At 73.6% G+C, this 17,372-nt stretch carries 14 protein-coding genes; 7 read left to right on the forward strand and 7 right to left on the reverse strand.

Translation table 11 applies throughout. The features are described from left to right. Positions 1 to 37: 37 nt before the first annotated feature. Positions 38 to 214 carry a hypothetical protein gene (locus ACFY0F_RS03255; RefSeq protein ID WP_388788073.1) on the forward strand — a complete coding sequence of 59 codons (177 nt, stop codon included), beginning with the start codon at positions 38 to 40 and terminating at the stop codon, positions 212 to 214. A 14-nt stretch (positions 215 to 228) separates the two neighbouring features. Further along, a complete protein-coding gene (locus tag ACFY0F_RS03260) occupies positions 229 to 3,501 on the forward strand; it encodes a BTAD domain-containing putative transcriptional regulator (protein ID WP_388788075.1) in 3,273 nt (1,090 codons plus the stop codon). A gap of 29 nt (positions 3,502 to 3,530) precedes the next feature. Here the strand turns inward: ACFY0F_RS03260 and ACFY0F_RS03265 are convergent, their stop codons facing one another. The 5 genes from ACFY0F_RS03265 to ACFY0F_RS03285 form a co-directional block, all read right to left on the reverse strand. Further along, positions 3,531 to 4,358: an ABC transporter permease gene (locus ACFY0F_RS03265; RefSeq protein WP_388788077.1), complete on the reverse strand. Its 828-nt coding sequence runs from the start codon at positions 4,356 to 4,358 to the stop codon at positions 3,531 to 3,533. Further along, the gene (locus ACFY0F_RS03270; protein ID WP_388788078.1) at positions 4,355 to 5,380 is read right to left on the reverse strand and encodes an ATP-binding cassette domain-containing protein; all 1,026 of its coding nucleotides are present in this window, start codon (positions 5,378 to 5,380) and stop codon (positions 4,355 to 4,357) included. The genes ACFY0F_RS03265 and ACFY0F_RS03270 overlap by 4 nt, the downstream gene beginning before the upstream one ends. 127 nt (positions 5,381 to 5,507) lie before the next feature. Beyond that, a complete protein-coding gene (locus ACFY0F_RS03275) occupies positions 5,508 to 7,091 on the reverse strand; it encodes an FAD-dependent oxidoreductase (RefSeq protein WP_388788081.1) in 1,584 nt (527 codons plus the stop codon). Then, positions 7,088 to 7,819, reverse strand: a complete 732-nt coding sequence (locus ACFY0F_RS03280) for a methyltransferase domain-containing protein (RefSeq protein WP_388788084.1) — start codon at positions 7,817 to 7,819, stop codon at positions 7,088 to 7,090. The genes ACFY0F_RS03275 and ACFY0F_RS03280 overlap by 4 nt, the downstream gene beginning before the upstream one ends. Further along, positions 7,819 to 9,018, reverse strand: a complete 1,200-nt coding sequence (locus ACFY0F_RS03285) for a lycopene cyclase family protein (RefSeq protein ID WP_388788086.1) — start codon at positions 9,016 to 9,018, stop codon at positions 7,819 to 7,821. The genes ACFY0F_RS03280 and ACFY0F_RS03285 overlap by 1 nt, the downstream gene beginning before the upstream one ends. A 308-nt stretch (positions 9,019 to 9,326) precedes the next feature. Between ACFY0F_RS03285 and ACFY0F_RS03290 the strand changes: the two genes are divergently transcribed. From ACFY0F_RS03290 to ACFY0F_RS03305, 4 genes are read left to right on the forward strand one after another with little or no spacing between them, the layout of a single operon-like run. After that, positions 9,327 to 10,748 (forward strand): polyprenyl synthetase family protein, encoded by a 1,422-nt coding sequence (locus tag ACFY0F_RS03290; RefSeq protein WP_388788089.1) that lies wholly within the window; start codon positions 9,327 to 9,329, stop codon positions 10,746 to 10,748. Further along, entirely contained in the window at positions 10,745 to 12,280 is a 1,536-nt protein-coding gene (crtI, locus tag ACFY0F_RS03295) for a phytoene desaturase family protein (protein ID WP_388788093.1), read from the forward strand. The genes ACFY0F_RS03290 and crtI overlap by 4 nt, the downstream gene beginning before the upstream one ends. Next, positions 12,277 to 13,374 (forward strand): phytoene/squalene synthase family protein, encoded by a 1,098-nt coding sequence (locus ACFY0F_RS03300; RefSeq protein ID WP_388788095.1) that lies wholly within the window; start codon positions 12,277 to 12,279, stop codon positions 13,372 to 13,374. The genes crtI and ACFY0F_RS03300 overlap by 4 nt, the downstream gene beginning before the upstream one ends. Continuing rightward, positions 13,371 to 14,381, forward strand: a complete 1,011-nt coding sequence (locus ACFY0F_RS03305; RefSeq protein ID WP_388788098.1) for a DUF5914 domain-containing protein — start codon at positions 13,371 to 13,373, stop codon at positions 14,379 to 14,381. Before ACFY0F_RS03300 ends, ACFY0F_RS03305 begins: the two co-directional genes overlap by 4 nt. A gap of 28 nt (positions 14,382 to 14,409) precedes the next feature. Here the strand turns inward: ACFY0F_RS03305 and ACFY0F_RS03310 are convergent, their stop codons facing one another. Both ACFY0F_RS03310 and panB read right to left on the reverse strand, forming a co-directional pair. Beyond that, a complete protein-coding gene (locus ACFY0F_RS03310) occupies positions 14,410 to 14,592 on the reverse strand; it encodes a hypothetical protein (protein ID WP_388788100.1) in 183 nt (60 codons plus the stop codon). 103 nt (positions 14,593 to 14,695) lie between these two features. Next, positions 14,696 to 15,562 (reverse strand): 3-methyl-2-oxobutanoate hydroxymethyltransferase, encoded by an 867-nt coding sequence (gene panB / locus ACFY0F_RS03315; RefSeq protein ID WP_388788102.1) that lies wholly within the window; start codon positions 15,560 to 15,562, stop codon positions 14,696 to 14,698. A 218-nt stretch (positions 15,563 to 15,780) separates the two neighbouring features. Here panB and ACFY0F_RS03320 point away from each other — a divergent pair, with 218 nt between their 5' ends. Next, entirely contained in the window at positions 15,781 to 17,370 is a 1,590-nt protein-coding gene (locus tag ACFY0F_RS03320; protein WP_388788105.1) for an MFS transporter, read from the forward strand. Positions 17,371 to 17,372: the final 2 nt, after the last annotated feature.

A 17,372-nucleotide genomic window follows, 5' to 3' on the forward strand; every position in this document is an offset into this window, starting at 1 on the left:
GTGACCGGCGGTGAGTGCGGCGGGGACAATGGGGCCCGTGCGGTATCGCGTTCTCGGCACCACCCAGGCACTCCGCCCCGACGGTACGTCCGTTCCCGTGGGCGGGGCGCGGCTGCGTGCGCTGCGGCCGGTGCGGCCGGTGCGGGCGGACCGGGTGCCGGTCGGCCTGGGGGCCGCGGGTGCCGCGCCGCGCGAACCGCGTGACCGGCGGTGAGTGCGGCGGGGACAATGGGGCCCGTGCGGTATCGCGTTCTCGGCACCACCCAGGCACTCCGCCCCGACGGTACGTCCGTTCCGGTGGGCGGGGCGCGGTTGCGTGCGCTGCTGACCGTGCTGGCGCTGCGGGCCGGGCGGACCGTGCCGGTGAGCCTGCTGGTGGACGAGGTCTGGGACGGAGAACCCCCGGCCGACGCGACCGCGGCGCTGCAGGCGCTGGTCGGGCGGCTCAGACGGGCGCTGGGGGCGGACGCCGTCGCCTCCGCGGACGGCGGGTACCGGCTCGCCGCCGCGCCCGACGACATCGACCTGCACCGCTTCGAGCGCCTGACCGGCGAGGGGCTGCGCGCTCTGGCAGACGGCGACCCGGCGAAGGCGGCCACGGTCCTCGACGACGCCCTCGCGCTGTGGCACGGCCCCGCCCTCGCGGACCTGCCCGACCGCACCGCCGAGGCCGCCCGCTGCGCCACCCGCCGCCTGGACGCCCTGCGCGCCCGGCACACCGCCGCCCTCGCCCTCGGCCACGCCGACGGGGCACTGCCCGAGCTGACCGCCCTGTGCGACAGCCACCCCCTGGACGAGCCCCTGCAGGCCCTGCGGCTGCGCGCCCTGCGCGACACCGGCCGCACGGCGGAGGCACTGGCCGCCTACGAGGACGTACGACAGCTCCTCGCCGAGCGGCTCGGCTCCGACCCGGGACCCGAACTGCGGGCGCTGCACGCCGAGTTACTGAGCCCCGAGACGGCCCCGGCGGCGGTGCGCGCGCCCGGGGCGTCCCCGTCACCGGGCAACCTGCCCGCCCGCCTCACCTCCTTCGTCGGCCGGGAGGCCGACATCGAGGCCATCCGGGCGGACCTCACGGCGGCCCGGCTGGTCACGCTGCTCGGACCCGGCGGCGCCGGGAAGACCCGGCTGTCGCAGGAGGCCGCCGAGGTGGCCGGGGACATCGCCCGGGACGGGGCGTGGCTGGCCGAACTGGCGCCCGTCGACGACCCCGAGGCCGTCCCGGAGGCGGTGCTCACCGCGATCGGCGCCCGCGAGACCGTGCTGCACGGCGCCGGTGCCGAGAGCATGCGGGCCGTCGCCGACCGGCACGACGACCCCGTGGAGCGGCTCGTCGAGCACTGCGGCCGGCGCCGGATGCTGCTCGTCCTGGACAACTGCGAGCACGTGGTGGACGCCGCCGCCCGCCTCGCCGAGCGGCTGCTGGCCCGCTGCCCGGAGGTGACCGTGCTCGCCACCAGCCGCGAACCCCTCGGCGTCCCCGGTGAGTTGCTGCGCCCCGTGGAGCCGCTGCCCGAGCCGACCGCACTGCGGCTCCTCGCCGAACGCGGGGCCGCCGCCCGGCCCGGCTTCCGGATCGAGGACGACCCGGAGGCGTGCGCCGAGATCTGCCGGCGCCTCGACGGCCTGCCCCTCGCCATCGAACTCGCCGCCGCCCGGCTGCGGATGCTCACACCCCGTCAGATAGTCGACCGGCTCGACGACCGCTTCCGCCTGCTCACCTCCGGCAGCCGTACCGTGCTGCCGCGCCAGCAGACCCTGCGGGCCGTCGTCGACTGGTCCTGGGACCTGCTCGACGAAGGGGAACGGGAGACGCTGCGCGGCCTGTCGGTCTTCGCGGGCGGCTGCGACCTCGCCGCCGCCGAGGCGGTGTGCGGACCGGACGCCTTCGACGCGCTGGGCTCCCTGGTCGACAAGTCCCTCGTCGTCGCCGCCCCCGCACCCGACGGCGCGATGCGCTACCGGCTGCTGGAGACCGTCGCCGAGTACGCGGGCGAACGGCTCGACGAGTCCGGCCGCCGGGAACGAACCGAGCGCGCCCACCTGACGTACTTCCGTGAACTCGCCCGCACCACGGACCCGTTGCTGCGCGGCTCCGGCCAGGCGGGCGCCGTCGCGCGGATCCAGCTCGAGTACGAGAACCTGCGCACCGCCCTGCGCCGCGCGGTGGCCGGGCAGAACGAGCAGGAGGCGCTCTGCCTGGTCCTCTCCCTCGTCTGGTACTGGCAGATGCGTGACCTGCGCATCGAGGCGCGCAATCTGTGCAGCGACGTCATGGCGCTCGGCCCCGACCCGTTCGCCGAGCCGGTCCGCCGCGCCGCACCGGTGTGGCAGCGCTGCACGGACGTTCCGCCCCCGTACACCGGCGACCTGCTCGACGAGGCCCGGCGCGGTCTGCATCTGGCCCATCTCGCCTGCATGGACACCGAGCTGGACGCCTGGCAGACCCCCGAGGCGCAGGCGAAGCTGCGCGCCATCACCCAGGTGTACGAACCCGGCATGCCGCAGACCTGCCGTCCCCCCGGCATGCTGTGGTTCTTCGCCGTGCTGCTGACCGAGGGCGTCGAGAGGCTGCGCACCATCATCGACGCCTGTGTGAAGACCTCCCGGGAGACACCGGGCTTCGACTGGGAACTGGCCACCACCCTCCAGATGCGCGCCAACATCCTCGCCAACCGCACCGAGTGGGCGAGCGACGCCGCGCGCGACGCCGACGAGGCACTGGCGATCTTCCAGCGCCTCGGCGACGCCTGGGGCGCCGCGGAGGCGCTCTCCGCGCGCGGCGAGTCCCACGAGCGCAAGGGCGGGTACGAGTCGGCCGCCGCCGACTTCCGGGCGGCCATCGAACACGCCGAACGCCTCGGCGCCCGCGCCCAGACGGCGGTGCTCGGCGTCCGTCTGGCCGCCGTCCTCCTGGAGGCCGGCCAGTCGGAGCGCGGCGAGCGCATGCTGCGCGAGGTCCTCGCCCGTCAGGACGGCAGCACCAACGAGGCGATGCCCATGGCCCGCCTCGTCCTCGCCGGCCGGCTCTCGCTCACCGACCGCGTCCCGGAGGCCCGCGAGCAACTCCGCCTGATCCGCCAGGACTTCGCGATCTCGCACTTCCCCGTCTTCGACGCCGTCATCCTCGGCCAGGAGGCCTGGGTGGACGCCGTCGACGGCCGCGCCGACGAAGCCCTGGACAGGATCCGGCGGGCGCTGGAGCAGGCGGCGGACCCGCTGTCCCGGACCATCGCCCCGCATCTGCAGCCCGCGTACCTGACCATCGCCGCGACGGCCCTCGCCGCGGTCGACGGCGGCGCCCGCGCCCGCGACGCCGCCCGTTGCCTGGCTGCCGCCGACGCGATGCTGCCGTCCGGTCACGTCGCGTCGACCATCGAGCGGGAGGTCCGTAGGCGTACCGTGGCGGCCGTCCGGGCCGTGCTCGACGAGGAGGCCTACGACTCCGCGTACGCCGAAGGCGGTGGCCTCTCTCCCGCGGAGGCCACCGCCCTGCTCTGACGCACCCACCCGGACGACCGGCGCGGACGTCAGTTCTTGGTCCGGAACTTGTGGATCGCGACCGGTGCCATCACCGCGGTGATCGCCATCGACCAGCCCAGCGTCACCCACAGGTCGTGCGCGACCGGGCCGCCGATCATCAGTCCGCGCGACGCGTCCGCGAGCGTGGACAGGGGGTTGTAGTCGGTGAAGGACTGCAGCCAGCCCGGCATGTCCTTCGTCGGCGTGAAGATCGACGAGCCGAACTGCAGCGGGAACAGCACCAGGAAGCCCATCGCCTGCACCGACTGCGCGTTCTTCAGGATCACCCCCAGGGTGAGGAACACCCACATGATCGACGAGGCGAACACCGTGGAGAGGCCGACGGCCGCGAACAGCCCGCCCCAGTGGTGGATGTCGAAGCCGACCAGCACGGCGACGATCATCAGCACGGCCGTCGCGAACAGCATCCGCGCCAGCTCCACCGAGATCTTCGCGAAGAGCACCGAGCCGCGTCCGATCGGCAGGGAGCGGAAGCGGTCCATGACCCCGGAGTTGAAGTCCTGGCTGAAGCCGGTGCCGACGCCCTGGGACAGCGTCATGCTCATCATCGCGATCATGCCGGGGATGACGTACTGCACGTACCCGTGCTGACCGCCGCCCAGCGCCTGCCCGATGGAGCCGCCGAAGACGTACACGAACAGCAGGGTGAAGACGACCGGCATCAGCACCGCGTCCATCATCGACTCGGGGTCCTGCTTGATCCACAGCAGGTTGCGGCGGATCAGGGCGCCGGTGTGGCGCAGATGGCCGCGCAGCGGGATACGCGCGTCGGTGGCGGCATCGGTGGCGGTGGCAGTGGCGGTGGCGGCGCTCATACGGCGACCTCCTGGCGGGTGTCGGCGGGCGTGGTGTCCTGCGGGGCGCCGGCGCGGTGGCCGGTGAGGGACAGGAACACCTCGTCCAGGCTGGGCAGTTCGGTGGTGATGGAGGTGATCGTGATGCCGCGCGCGGTGACCGCGCCGACCACGGCGGTGAGCTGTTCGTCGCTGAGGATCGGCACCAGCAGGGCGCCGCTGTCGGTGTCCACGGTGGTGCCCGCGAGCCCGGTGATGCCGAGCTCGTCGAGCATGCGGGCGAGCGGGCGCAGCTCCAGCGGATCGGCCGGCCGCACGCGCAGGGTGCGCCCGCCGACCTTGGCCTTCAGCTCCTCGATGCCGCCCTTGGCGATGACTTTGCCGCGGTCCACGACGGTCAGCTCGGAGGCCAGATGCTCGGCCTCCTCCATGTACTGGGTGGTCAGCAGGACGGTGACCCCTTCGCCGACCATGGCCTTGACCTCGTCCCACACCTCGTTGCGGGTACGGGGGTCGAGTCCCGTCGTCGGCTCGTCGAGGAACAGCACCTGCGGCCGGCCGATCATGGAGGCGGCGAGGTCGAGCCGCCGTCGCATACCGCCGGAGTAGGTGCTCGCCGGGCGCTTGGCGGCGTCGGTGAGGGAGAACCGCTCCAGCAGCTCGTCGGCGCGGGCGCGGGCCTCCTTGCGGGGCAGGTCGAGGAGCCGCCCGATCATGTAGAGGTTCTCCCAGCCGGGGAGCTTCTCGTCGACCGACGCGTACTGCCCGGTGAGGCCGATCACCCGGCGAAGCTGCCGGGGTTGCCGTACGGCGTCGTAGCCGACGACGGTCGCCTGGCCGGCGTCCGGGGCCAGCAGGGTGGACAGGATCCGTACGAGGGTGGTCTTCCCGGCGCCGTTCGGCCCGAGCACCCCCATCACGGTGCCCTCCCGCACATCCAGGTCCACGCCGTCCAGCGCCTTGGTCTCGCCGTAGTGCTTGACCAGTCCCCGCACCTTCACCGCGTGGCTCGCGCCGCTGGGGTTGTCATCGATTCGCGTCATGCAGAAGACGGTGCCAGGCCCGACCGACAAACCACCGACAGCTCACCTACAGCCGTCTGCACGCCACCGACACCCCTCGGGCCGTCGGGCCGGCGCCCGGCTCGTCCGGACGGCCCGCCCGACCCCGTCACGTCTGCGCGGCCGGTGCTCCCGGCGCCCGCCCGAACCGTCGGGCGAGTGCGCGCAACAGCGCGGAACGGCCGTGATCGGGCACGGTCCACAGGGTCTGCCCCCGCACGCTCCACTTCTCGAGCAGGGCGTTCGCGGCAAGGAACCCCGAGGTGGCGGCGCGCTCCATGAGGGCCACGGGCAGGCCGGTGCGGACCAGATCGCCCGCTACGACGACAGCGGGGTCCGGGGTGCGGACCGTGGGCCGGTGTGCGTACCCGCCCACGGCGAACAGCGGGCAGTCCGCCCGCCACTCATGGCACGCGGACACGATCCGCGCGGCGCCGGTCTCCGGGAACACCTGGTGCAGTTGCTTCACCAGGCGCTCTTCTTCGACGCCACGGGCGGCGTGCGGTGACAGGGCGTAGGCGTGGAGTTCGACGACCGAGCCCCCGGTGCGTGCGGCCCAGCGTGCGGCCTCCCCTTCCCAGTGGGAGACCACGCTGATGTTGTCCAGGGAGGGATAGCCGCCGGTGCCGAGGAAGCCCGGACGGCCGGGGTCGACGGGGCGGTCCAGCCACAGACGGGACACCAGGAACGGGGGAGCGGTTCGCAGCCGGGCGATCCGGGCGCGCCAGGCCGCGTCGCCGAGTCGGGGCGAGGCCTCCACGACCGCCCGTAGTCCACCGGTGTCCAGGGCCAGGACGACGGTGTCGTACCGCCGCGCGAGACCGTCCGCCGCGACCCGGAAACCACCCGAGGGATCAGGGCGGACGCCGTGCACGGGGGCCGATGTCCGCACTTCGGCGCGGAGGCGGGTGAGATAAGCCGCCAGAGGGTCCCACAGGGCCTCCGGATACGGGGCGCGGGGCACGTCGAACAGGAGCCCCTCCGCGGAGCCGAGGAAGTAGATGTGGAACATCAACGCCATCTCGGCTGCCGACAGTTGGCGGGGGTCGGCGAAGAAGCTGCGGGAGAACACCTCGAAGGCCAGCGAGCGGGCCGCGGGAGGGAAGCGGATCGCGGCCAGGAAGTCGTGGGCGCTGACGTGGTCGAGCTGTTCGTGGACGCTGTGCGTGCGTACGTCGAGCAGGGGCAGCGCCGCCGGACCGTTCAGGGACAGCAGATCCCCGACGCTGAAGGTCGGGCTGAGGGCGGCGAAGGCCAGAGCGCTCCAGGGCGGGGTGCGCGGCACGTGGCGGAAGCTGTCGCGCAGACCGCTGCTGTGGTGCAGGGGGTAGTCCGGCAGCGCGGTCAGCCCCTCCAGCCCGGGGTCGGTCCTGCGCAGCAGCCCACGCAGGTTGTAGTACTGGCGGAAGAACGCGTGGAAGCCGCGGCTCATGGTGGCGGTCCCGCCGTCGGCGAGGGTGACGGGCCACCCGGCCAGACGGCCGCCCAGACGGGGTTCGCGCTCGTACAGCGTGACGCGGACACCCCGCTCGGCGAGCGCGACGGCCGCGGCCACCCCGGCGATGCCGCCGCCGATGACCGCCGTCGAGGGCGGATCCCCCTCGATCCGGCGCAGCCCGGGGCGAGGCCGGATGACACGGGCGCGCCGGTCGCGCCCATGACGCCGGGCATACCGGTCACCTTGCGGGGTCATGACGGGTCGTCCGTTTCCCGTACGGGGCGGCGGCCGAGGAAGGTGTGGGTGATACCGGTCTGCCAGCCGGGCAACGGCACCACGCGGACCCGGTCGAATCCGGCCCGGCGGAGCCGGTCGCCGAACGCCGGCGCGGTGCCGAAGGCGTCGACGCTGTGCCACAGGTGGCGGTGGAGATCCCGGGCTCCGGTGAGGGCGCCGAGCGGAAGGACGACCGAGTGGTACACCGCCGCCCAGACCACGCGATCCGCGCGTCGCCCGCTGAGCGCGTAGTCGTGCACGGCGATCCGGCCGCCCGGTACCAGCAGCTGGCGCACCATGCCGAGGACGGCGTCCGGATCGGCGACATTGCGGAACACGTAGGCGGCGAACACGGCGTCGAACGGTCCCTTCACCACCCCCGCGCTCAGGTCCTCGAGCGCGGCGCGTACGAAGGTGACGGCGGGCGGCCAGTGCTTGGCACGCGCCCTTTCCAGCATGCCCGCCGACGCGTCGATCCCGACGACCTCCGCCCGCGGCAGCACGGACAGGAGGGCCGCCGTGGAGGCGCCCGTACCGCAGCCGAGATCGAGCACCCGCCGGCCGGCGCCGCCGGCCGCGAGACCCAGTCGCCGGGCGGAGCGGCGCAGCTGCCCGTGGTATCCGGGATTCAGCGCGACCAGGCGGTCGTAGGCGGGGGCGCCGCGGTCGAAGGCGGCGGCCAGTTCCGCACCGCGCAGCAACGTCATCAGCTCGCTCCTGTGGGGGGACGGCGGGGGACCAGGGGCAGCTCGGCCGCCGTACGCAGCATCGACGGGACGGGAGTGCGCAGGCCGATGGCGAAGTCCTCGGACAGGCGGGTCCGCCCGTCGAGGAAACGCAGCAGGCGCCGAGGGGGGACACGGGTGAACAGCCGGTAGAAGAAGTCGGGGCCGTCGACCCGTCCCGTGGCCAGCGCCCGGAGCAGGATGGCGTCCATCCCGCGCGCCCGGGCCGGATAGGCGGGCGGCGGCACCGGGCGCCGACCGGCGCGCAACGCTCGTGCGACGGCGTCCACCTGACGCTGGATCGCCGCGAAGGTGTATCCCGTGGCGGGACGCGTCGCCCCGCCCGCGGTGCCGATCCGGAACACCGAAGCGGCGCTCTCCCTGGGGAACGAGGCGTCCGTCATGGGGATCGCCCCGGTCTCCGACCAGAGCACCCGCAGGGCGCCGAGCCCGAGGACGCCGTGTGCGTAATGGTCCAGTGCGGCGTCGTAGGCGTCCGAGCTCAGCGGCTCGGGACCGAACTCCGTGTACTCCACCAGGGCGGTGTGCCGGCCTGTGGGCAGGACGTACCCGAAGGACAGTCCGGGAACGGGCTGAGGGGTGCGGAAGTCCATCAGGTCGACCACCCCGGGGTCGAACGCGGGTTGCTCGGTGCGCAGGTACCAGCCCCTGAAGTGCTGCAGCAGATGGGTGCGGGCGGGGGGCGGACGCCGCGGGGGACGTGAGTCGAAGACCCAGCGGGCATCCACCGTCACCCGTGCGCCGTCGGCGTCGACGCCCCGGATCCTGGCGGTGCCGTCGGGCAGGCCGGTGATGTCGTCCACGGTGGCCTCGACCCGGCGCACACCCGCACAGGCCTTCAGGTCGCGGTCGACCAGCGCCTGGAAGTCGTCGGACCGGATCATCTTGTAGCGCATGGGTGAGATGCGCCGTTCGGCCGTCGCTCCGTGCCGGTCCCTCATCCGCAGCCGCTCCCAGGAGTCCGTCACCACGGCGTCGTAGGGGCCGGGGCCCGTCTCCCAGTAGCACCACGTGCGTCGGGGCGGTCGCAGCGGACCGGCGGGGGCCGTGATCAGTACGACGGAGGGCGCGGGCCCCGTCGGTGCGCCGAGCGACACCCGGTGGGCGAGCGAGAGCCCCGCCGCCCCCGCGCCCACGATCGCGACGTCCGTCTCGGCCACGGTAACCCTCCACGACACCGCGAGTGCTGCTCCTGGTGGCCCGACGCCGCCGGGCGCGCTGTGCAGAAGCATTCCGTACCGCCGCCGTGCGCGGATGCAGCCGCGCTGGACGTGCCCCTACCGGGTGGCCGACGCGTCCCATCAGGCGAAGGCCCCGGTCACCGGCGCTCCCGAGTGGAATGGGTGTTGTTGCCGCCGCTGCGACCGGCGGGCCGGCTGCGCGGAGTTGCCTCGGCTGCATCCGGTACGCCGCCTCCAGACGAACGCATGGGTACAGCTCCGTGCCCGCACCGACGAGAGGAACCGGGATGCGCCCCAGCAGCGCCCAGCAGGGTACGCGTGACAAGCACCCTCCCGGTCCACGGCCGGTACGGCAGCCGGTCCTGGGCCTCGGCACCGCGCCCGCGCGGGGGCCGCAAGGGGCCGAGCCAGGGACCGTCCCGTACGGGGAGGCTGTGGACGCCGACGTACCGGCCGCCGTCGAACGGAGTCTGCGGCAGATCCTGGACGAACGTGTCGCACAGGCGTCGTCCCTCGACCCCGTGTTCGGCCGGGACCTGGCGGCACGACTGGCCGCCTTCACCCTGGCGGGAGGCAAACGCATCCGGCCACGGTTTCTCTGGTGGACGCTGCGTTCCTGCGGCGGTGGCGGCGAACCGGCACAGGCAGAGGCCGCCCTGCGCATCGCGGCCGCACTCGAACTGATCCAGACCTGCGCCCTGGTGCACGACGACGTGATGGACGACTCCGACCGGCGCCGCGGACGGCCGTCGGTGCACGCCGACATCGCGCGGCGGTACCCGCCACGGCGCGGCGGCTCCGGCGGCGGCTTCGGCAGGGCCGCAGCCATCCTGGTCGGTGACCTCGCGCTGGCCTGGGCGGACGACGTCGTGACCGCCACCATGGCGGACCTGGCCGCCGCGGACACCGTCGCCGCCCTTTGGCGTGCCCTGCGCACGGAGATGGTGGCCGGGCAGTACCTGGACCTGCACGGCCAGGTCACCGGCGCCCGCTCCCCGGCCGCCGCCGAGCGCGTCGCACATCTCAAGAGCGCCCTGTACTCGGTCGAGCGACCGGTCGCGCTGGGCGCCGCGCTGGCGCAGGCCGATCCGCGCACCACCGCGGCGCTGCGCGCGGCGGGACGATGCTCGGGCATCGCCTTCCAACTGCGCGACGACCTTCTCGGTGTCTTCGCCGAGCCGCACGTGACCGGCAAACCCTCGGGCGACGACATCCGGCAGGGCAAGCCGACCTATCTCGTGGCCATGGCCAGGCACCGGGCCGTCGCCGACGGCGACACGGAGGCGCTGACCGTACTGGACCGATGCGTGGGTGCGGGCCGGCTGACCGAGGCGCAGATGGCGGAAGTGCGGCAGACCCTGGTCCGCACCGGAGCCCGGGCCGCCGTGGAGCACCGCATCGAGCAACTGGTCGCCCGCAGCCTGGACCATCTGGCCGATGCCGACCTGCGGCCCCCCGGCCGTGAGCGGCTGCGGGACCTGTTGTGCGCCGCCGCGGGCGTCGTGACCGACCCGGACGCGGCCGCGTCCCCTGCAGAGGCCCGCACCGAGGCCGGGACCGAAGCCCGCACCGAGGCCGGGACCGAGGCCGGGACCGAAGCCCGCACCGAGGCCGGGACCGAAGCCCGCACCGAGGCCGGGACGGAGGCCGGGGCCGCGACGGAACCGGAGGCGGCACCGTCCGGCCCGGCACAGGGATGGCCCCGATGAGGACGGTGGACGGCCGCACCGACCACGTCGTGGTGATCGGCGCGGGCCTGTCCGGCCTGTCGGCCGCACTGCACCTGCTGGGAGCCGGCCGGCGGGTGACCATCGTGGAACGCGATCGGCTGCCCGGCGGCCGAGCCGGCCGACTGGAGCGCGGCGGTTACCGCATCGACACCGGCCCCACCGTCCTGACCATGCCCCACCTGGCCGAAGAGGCGTTCGCGGCCGTCGGCGCCCGGCTCGGCGACCACGTCGAACTGCTGCCCCTGGACCCGGCCTACCGGGCGTGCTTCGCCGACGGCGGCAGACTGGACGTGCACACCGACGCCACGGCGATGGAGACCGAGGTCGAACGGTTCGCGGGACCGCGTGAAGCGGCCGGATACCGGCGGCTGCGCGCCTGGCTGACGCGGCTCTACAGCGTGCAGATGCGCCGGTTCATCGACGCCAACTTCGATTCCCCGCTGGGGCTGCTCACCCCCGACCTGGCCCGACTGGCCGCCCTCGGCGGCTTCGGCCGCCTCGACGCAGCGATCGGCCGTTTCCTGACCGACGAGCGTCTGCGGCGGGTGTTCACCTTCCAGTCCCTGTACGCCGGTGTCGCACCGGCCCGGGCCCTGGCCGCCTACGCCGTCATCGCGTACATGGACACCGTGGCGGGCGTGTACTTCCCGCGCGGCGGCATGCACGCCCTGCCCCGTGCCATGGCCACCGCCGCGGTCGACGCCGGCGCGGACCTGCTCCTCGGGCGTGAGGTCACGCGCCTGGAGCGATCCGGCAGCAGGGTCACGGCCGTGGTCACCGCCGAGGAGCGGATCCCCTGCGACGCGGTCGTCCTCACCCCCGACCTGCCGACCGCCCACCGCCTGCTGGGCCGCCGGCCCCGCCGCCCGGTACCGCTGCGGCACGCGCCGTCGGCCGTCGTCCTGCACGTCGGCACGGACGTCACCTGGCCGCACCTGGCGCATCACACCCTGTCCTTCGGGACCGCATGGCACGAGACGTTCGACGAACTCACCCGGACCGGGAGCCTGATGACCGACCCGTCCCTGCTCATCACCCGCCCCACGGCCGGCGACCCCGCCCTCGCCCCCGAAGGCAGGCACCTGCACTACGTTCTGGCACCCTGCCCCAACACCGACGTGGGCCCGTCCGCCGCGGCGTGGCACGACCTCGCACCCCGCTACCGCGACAGCCTCCTGGCCGTCCTGGAGGCACGCGGCCTGCACGGCATCACCCGGCACATCGACGAGGAATGCCTGGTGACCCCGGCCCACTGGGCCGCCCAGGGCCACGCCGCGGGCACCCCGTTCTCGGTGGCCCACACCTTCTCCCAGACCGGCCCGTTCCGCCCCCGCAACCTCGTGCGCGGGACGGACAACGCGGTCCTGGCGGGCTGCGGCACCACCCCCGGTGTCGGAGTGCCGACCGTCCTGATCTCCGGCAGACTGGCCGCCGCCCGCATCACCGGCGCGCCCGGCCGCCGTCCGCACACCTCCGTACCGCCCACGGCAGCGGGGAGCGTGCGCCCATGACCGCACGGGAACTGAACGCCGCCGGCATCACCGACCCCGTACTGCGCGCCGCCTACGCCCGCTGCCGCCGCCTCAACGCCCGCCACGGCAGGACCTACTTCCTGGCCACCCGCCTGCTGTCCGCCGACCGCCGACCTGCCGTGCACGCCCTGTACGGCTTCGCCCGCCGGGCCGACGACATCGTCGACGGCCACCGCACCGCCGAACGCGACGACCGTGCCGAGACCCTCGCCCGGCTCGACGCGCGACTGCGCCGGGCGCTGACCGGTCACCGGAGCACGGGCGCCGACGGCGACCCCGTGGTGCCGGCGGTGGCCGACACCGCCGCCCGCTACGCCATCCCGACCGAACACTTCACCGACTTCATGGCCTCCATGCGCAGCGATCTGACGGTCACCGAGTACGCCACCTACGACGATCTCTGCGCCTACATGCACGGCTCGGCCGCGGTGATCGGCCTGCAGATGCTGCCGGTACTCGGCACCGTGAGCCCCCTCGAAGAAGCCGCCCCGCACGCCGCCGCGCTCGGGCGGGCCTTCCAGCTGACCAACTTCCTCCGCGACGTGGGCGAAGACCTGGACCGCGGCCGTGTGTACCTGCCGGCCGACCTGCTCACCGCCCACGGCGTGGACCGGCCCCTCCTGCAGTGGAGCAGGTCCACCGGACGGCGGGACTCCCGCATCACCGCCGCGCTCCGGGCCGCCGAGGACCTCACCCGGGGCGTCTACCGTCAGGCCGCGCCCGGCCTCGCGATGCTGGACCCGCTGGCACGCCCGTGCATCCGCACCGCCTACATCCTGTACCAGGGCATCCTGGACGCCATCGCCCGCGACGGATACGCCGTGCTGCACCGGCGCGCCGTCGTGCCCCGCCGCCGGCGGGCGGTCATCGCCGCCGACGGGCTCGTCCGGGTCGCGACCGCCCGCCTCAAGGTCCGGCACGGCGGCGGACGCCCTCCGGTCACCTCCGCCCCGGCGGTCCCGGCGGTCCCGGCGGTCCCGGCGGTCCCGGCGCTTCCGGCGGTCACGGCGGTCACGGCCGTCTCGGCCACGAGGTCCGTGCCGTCGTCGGGTGACGTGGAGGAGACCGGATGAGCCCCGGACGCACGCCGGCCCGAGGACGTGTCCCGCTGCGGCTGCGGCGCGGCTCGCCCCCCTGGGCGCGCCAGCGGCCGACCTGGCGGGAAGCACGGCCCGCCGTCATCGCCGCCGCCGTCGAACGGGCCACGGCCCGGCCGTCCGGCAACTGGTTCGTCGTGGGCGCCGTCACCGACCTGCGGGCCACCCGGCCGCTGTCGCGGAACGTCGCCGGCCTGGAGGTGGTGGTGTGGCGGGACGGCAGCGGCCGCCTGGTGGGCGGGCCCGGCGTCTGCCCGCACCTCGGCGCCCCGCTGGGCGACAGCCCGGTGCACTGCGGCACCCTGGTCTGCCACTGGCACGGCCTCGCCCTCGACGGTTCCCGGTGCGCCGGCTGGGAGCCCCTCCCGGTGCACGACGACGGCGTACTGGTGTGGGTGCGGCTCGACGCCGTCGGAGGGGAACAACCGACGCGTGCTCCCGTGGTCCCCCTCAGGCCTGAGCCGGCGACAGCTCTCCAGACCGTGTGGCACGGTGTCGGGGTCTGCGAACCGGAGGACGTTATCGCCAACCGTCTCGACCCGTGGCACGGAGCCTGGTACCACCCGCACACCTTCGTCGACCTCACCGTCGTCGAAGCCCCGGCCGGCCCACAGGACGCCGACCGCTTCGTCGTGGACGTCTCCTTCCGCCTCACCCGTCGCCTCGTCGTACCCGTCCGTGCCGAGTTCACCGCGCCCGAACCCCGCACCGTGGTCATGCGGATCACGGACGGCGAAGGGGAGACATCCGTCGTCGAGACCCACGCCACGCCGCTGGATCCCGACGACCGCGGCAGACCCCGCACGCTCGTCGTCGAGGCCGTACTGGCCACGTCCGACCGGCCGGGCTTCGGCCTCGCCCGCGCAGCCGCCCCCCTGCTGAGGCCCCTCGTGCGCGCCGCCGTCGGCCGTCTCTGGCGCGACGACCTGGCCTACGCGGAACGCCGCCGGCTCCTGCGTGAAACCGGCCGGTCACCCGCCTGACCCGGACGGTCCCGACCTGCGGGTGCGGTCAGCCGCCGGTGCCGGGCCACTGCCACGTGTGGGTGCCGCACCACCAGGCGAGGGCATGGACGAAGACCAGGAGGAAGAGACCCGCGCACAGCACGAACCCGAGCACGGCAGGCAGGGCCCACACCCGCGGGCCCCGGCCGGCGGCGTCCGGACGCGGTGGCGGTGCTTTCGCGTGCGCCATGACTTCATCGTGGGTCGCCGGTCCGGGGGCCGCACCTCAGGCGGAAAGCGGCAGCCCGCCGACGGGGGACGATCGGCGGGCTGCCCGTGGTGCGGCGATGGTCCTAGTGGACGGAGTGCTCCTCCAGCGGGAACGTCCCGCCGACGACGTCCTCGGCGAAGGCCTTGGCCGCGTTGCCCATGACCTCACGCAGATCGGCGTACTTCTTGACGAACTTCGGCACGCGACCCGAGGTCAGCCCGAGCATGTCCGTCCACACCAGCACCTGCGCGTCCGTCTCCGGCCCGGCCCCGATGCCGACCGTCGGGATCTGCAGCACCCGCGTGACCTCGGCCGCCAGCTCGGCCGGCACCAGCTCCAGGACCACCGCGAACGCACCCGCGTCCTGCACGGCCTTGGCGTCCCGCAGCAGCTGCGCGGCAGCCTCCTCGCCCCGCCCCTGCACGCGGTAGCCCATGGCGTTGACCGACTGCGGGGTGAGCCCGATGTGCGCCATGACCGGGATGCCGGACTCCACCAGCAGCCGGATCTGCTCGTGCGAGCGCTCGCCGCCCTCCAGCTTCACGGCGCCGACACCCGCCTCCTTCACCAGCCGGGTCGCCGAGCGCAGCGCCTGCACCGGGCCCTCCTGGTAGGAGCCGAAGGGCAGGTCGCCGACGATCAGGGCGCGGCTGGTACCCCGTACGACGGCCGCCGACAGCATGGTCATCTCGTCGAGGGTGACGGGCACGGTCGACTCGTAGCCGAGGTGGCAGTTGCCGGCGGAGTCGCCGACCAGCATGACGGGGATGCCCGCCTCGTCGAACACGGACGCGGTCATCGCGTCGTAGGCGGTGAGCATGGGCCACTTCTCGCCGCGTTCCTTGGCGAGGGCGATGTCGCGGACGGTGATGCGGCGCGTGCCCTTGCCCCCGTACAGCGCCTTGCTGCCGTCGGAGGGCTTCGTCTGGGCAGCCGAAAGCTGCGTCATTGCAACGGCTCCTAACGTCATCTCGAGGCGCCCTGACGGCGTCCCCGGACCGTCTCCATGGTGGCACCTCGTGCCAGTGACGGCCAAGGGGGCCCGGCGTGATCCCTCGCGCACGCCTCACCCCTGCTCGCGGCCTCGAGTCCCGCTCGCGTAAGACCTTCGTAAAGGAATACAGATACGAGACGGTGCCGTATTGGAATTGCCCTAGGCTCGTCCCCATGACTACTCCTGCCGTCCCTGCCCGCCGGATACCGGAAGAGGTCCACCGGCGCCGCTGGGCGATCCTCGGCGTGCTGATGCTGAGCCTGCTCATCGTGGTGCTGGACAACTCGATCCTGAACGTCGCCATCAAGACGATCTCGACCCCGGCGCCGACCGGTCTGGGCGCCACCCAGAGCGAGCTCGAATGGGCGATCAACGCCTACACCCTCGTCTTCGCCGGCCTGCTGTTCACCGCCGGGCTCGTCGGTGACCGGATCGGCCGCAAGAAGGTCCTGCTGGGCGGCCTCGTGGTGTTCGGCATCGGCTCGGCCCTGGCCGCCGAGTCCGGCTCGCCCGACCAGCTCATCGCCTACCGCGCCCTGATGGCCCTGGGTGCCGCCTTCGTCATGCCCGCCACCCTCGCCGTCCTGATGAACGTCTTCGAGCGCGAGGAGCAGCCCAAGGCCATCGGCATCTGGGCGGGCGGGGTCGGCCTGGCCATCGCCATCGGCCCGATCACCGGCGGCGTGCTGCTCGACCACTTCTGGTGGGGCTCGGTCTTCCTCATCAACGTGCCCATCGTGATCCTCGCCCTCGGGCTCATGGTGTGGCTGGTGCCCGACTCCCGCGACCCGAAGCCGGGCCGCGTCGACCCCGTCGGTGTCGTCCTGTCGGTCGTCGGTCTGGTCCTGCTCGTCTACGGCATCATCAAGGGCGGCGAGCTCGCCGACTTCACGGACGCCAAGGTGCTGGCGACCATCTTCGCCGGTCTCGCCGTCCTCGCCGCCTTCGTGGTCTTCGAGAAGCGCAGCGACCACCCGTCCCTGGACGTCACCTACTTCAAGAACAAGGTGTTCTCGGCCGCGATGAGCGCCATCGCGCTGGTCTTCTTCGCGCTGATGGGCGTGACGTTCTTCTCGGTCTTCTACACCCAGAGCGTGCGCGGCTACTCGCCGCTGCAGTCCGGTCTGCTGATGCTGCCGCTGGCCGCCGCCCAGATGATCTTCGCGCCGCGTGCCCGGCTGGTGGTCGACCGGTTCGGCAACAAGGCCACCACCACGGCGGGTCTGCTGGTGATCGCCGCGACGCTCGCCGCGTTCGCCACCTTCCAGGCGGACACGCCGATCTGGCTGCTGGAGGTCGTCTTCTTCCTCATGGGCGCCGGCATGGCGCACATCATGACCCCGACGTCCGTGGTCATCATGCAGGCCCTGCCCCGCGAGAAGGCCGGTTCGGCCTCCGCCCTCAGCAACACCTTCCGCCAGGTCGGCGGCGCCCTCGGCATCGCCGTACTCGGCTCGGTCCTGTCCACCTCCTACCGGACCGGCATCCAGGACAAGCTCGGACCGCTGCCGGCCGGCCTCAGGGACACGGCGGGCGAGTCCATCGAGGCCACGCTCGGCGTCGCCGCGAAGCTCGGCCCCCAGGGCAAGGCCCTGGTCGACCCCGCCAACGACGCGTTCCTGCACGCCATGCACGTCACCGCGCTGTGCGGCACCGGTGTCGCGCTCGTCGGCGCCGTCGTCACGGCACTCTTCCTGCCGGGCAAGCCGTCGGCGCGTCAGCAGGACAAGGAGGAGACGCAGTTGGTGGCGGCGGGAGAATAGCC

It is taken from the genome of Streptomyces sp. NPDC001544, assembly GCF_042894285.1.
Classification (GTDB): domain Bacteria; phylum Actinomycetota; class Actinomycetes; order Streptomycetales; family Streptomycetaceae; genus Streptomyces.

Bases quoted from the DNA above. Each gene is read 5' to 3' on its own strand.
- ACFY0F_RS03260 (WP_388788075.1), top strand. From the start codon at position 229: ATGGGGCCCGTGCGGTATCGCGTTCTCGGCACCACCCAGGCACTCCGC.
- ACFY0F_RS03265 (WP_388788077.1), bottom strand. From the start codon at position 4,358: ATGAGCGCCGCCACCGCCACTGCCACCGCCACCGATGCCGCCACCGAC.
- ACFY0F_RS03270 (WP_388788078.1), bottom strand. From the start codon at position 5,380: ATGACGCGAATCGATGACAACCCCAGCGGCGCGAGCCACGCGGTGAAG.
- ACFY0F_RS03275 (WP_388788081.1), bottom strand. From the start codon at position 7,091: ATGACCCCGCAAGGTGACCGGTATGCCCGGCGTCATGGGCGCGACCGG.
- ACFY0F_RS03280 (WP_388788084.1), bottom strand. From the start codon at position 7,819: ATGACGTTGCTGCGCGGTGCGGAACTGGCCGCCGCCTTCGACCGCGGC.
- ACFY0F_RS03290 (WP_388788089.1), top strand. From the start codon at position 9,327: ATGCGCCCCAGCAGCGCCCAGCAGGGTACGCGTGACAAGCACCCTCCC.
- crtI (WP_388788093.1), top strand. From the start codon at position 10,745: ATGAGGACGGTGGACGGCCGCACCGACCACGTCGTGGTGATCGGCGCG.
- ACFY0F_RS03300 (WP_388788095.1), top strand. From the start codon at position 12,277: ATGACCGCACGGGAACTGAACGCCGCCGGCATCACCGACCCCGTACTG.
- ACFY0F_RS03305 (WP_388788098.1), top strand. From the start codon at position 13,371: ATGAGCCCCGGACGCACGCCGGCCCGAGGACGTGTCCCGCTGCGGCTG.
- ACFY0F_RS03310 (WP_388788100.1), bottom strand. From the start codon at position 14,592: ATGGCGCACGCGAAAGCACCGCCACCGCGTCCGGACGCCGCCGGCCGG.
- panB (WP_388788102.1), bottom strand. From the start codon at position 15,562: ATGACGCAGCTTTCGGCTGCCCAGACGAAGCCCTCCGACGGCAGCAAG.
- ACFY0F_RS03320 (WP_388788105.1), top strand. From the start codon at position 15,781: ATGACTACTCCTGCCGTCCCTGCCCGCCGGATACCGGAAGAGGTCCAC.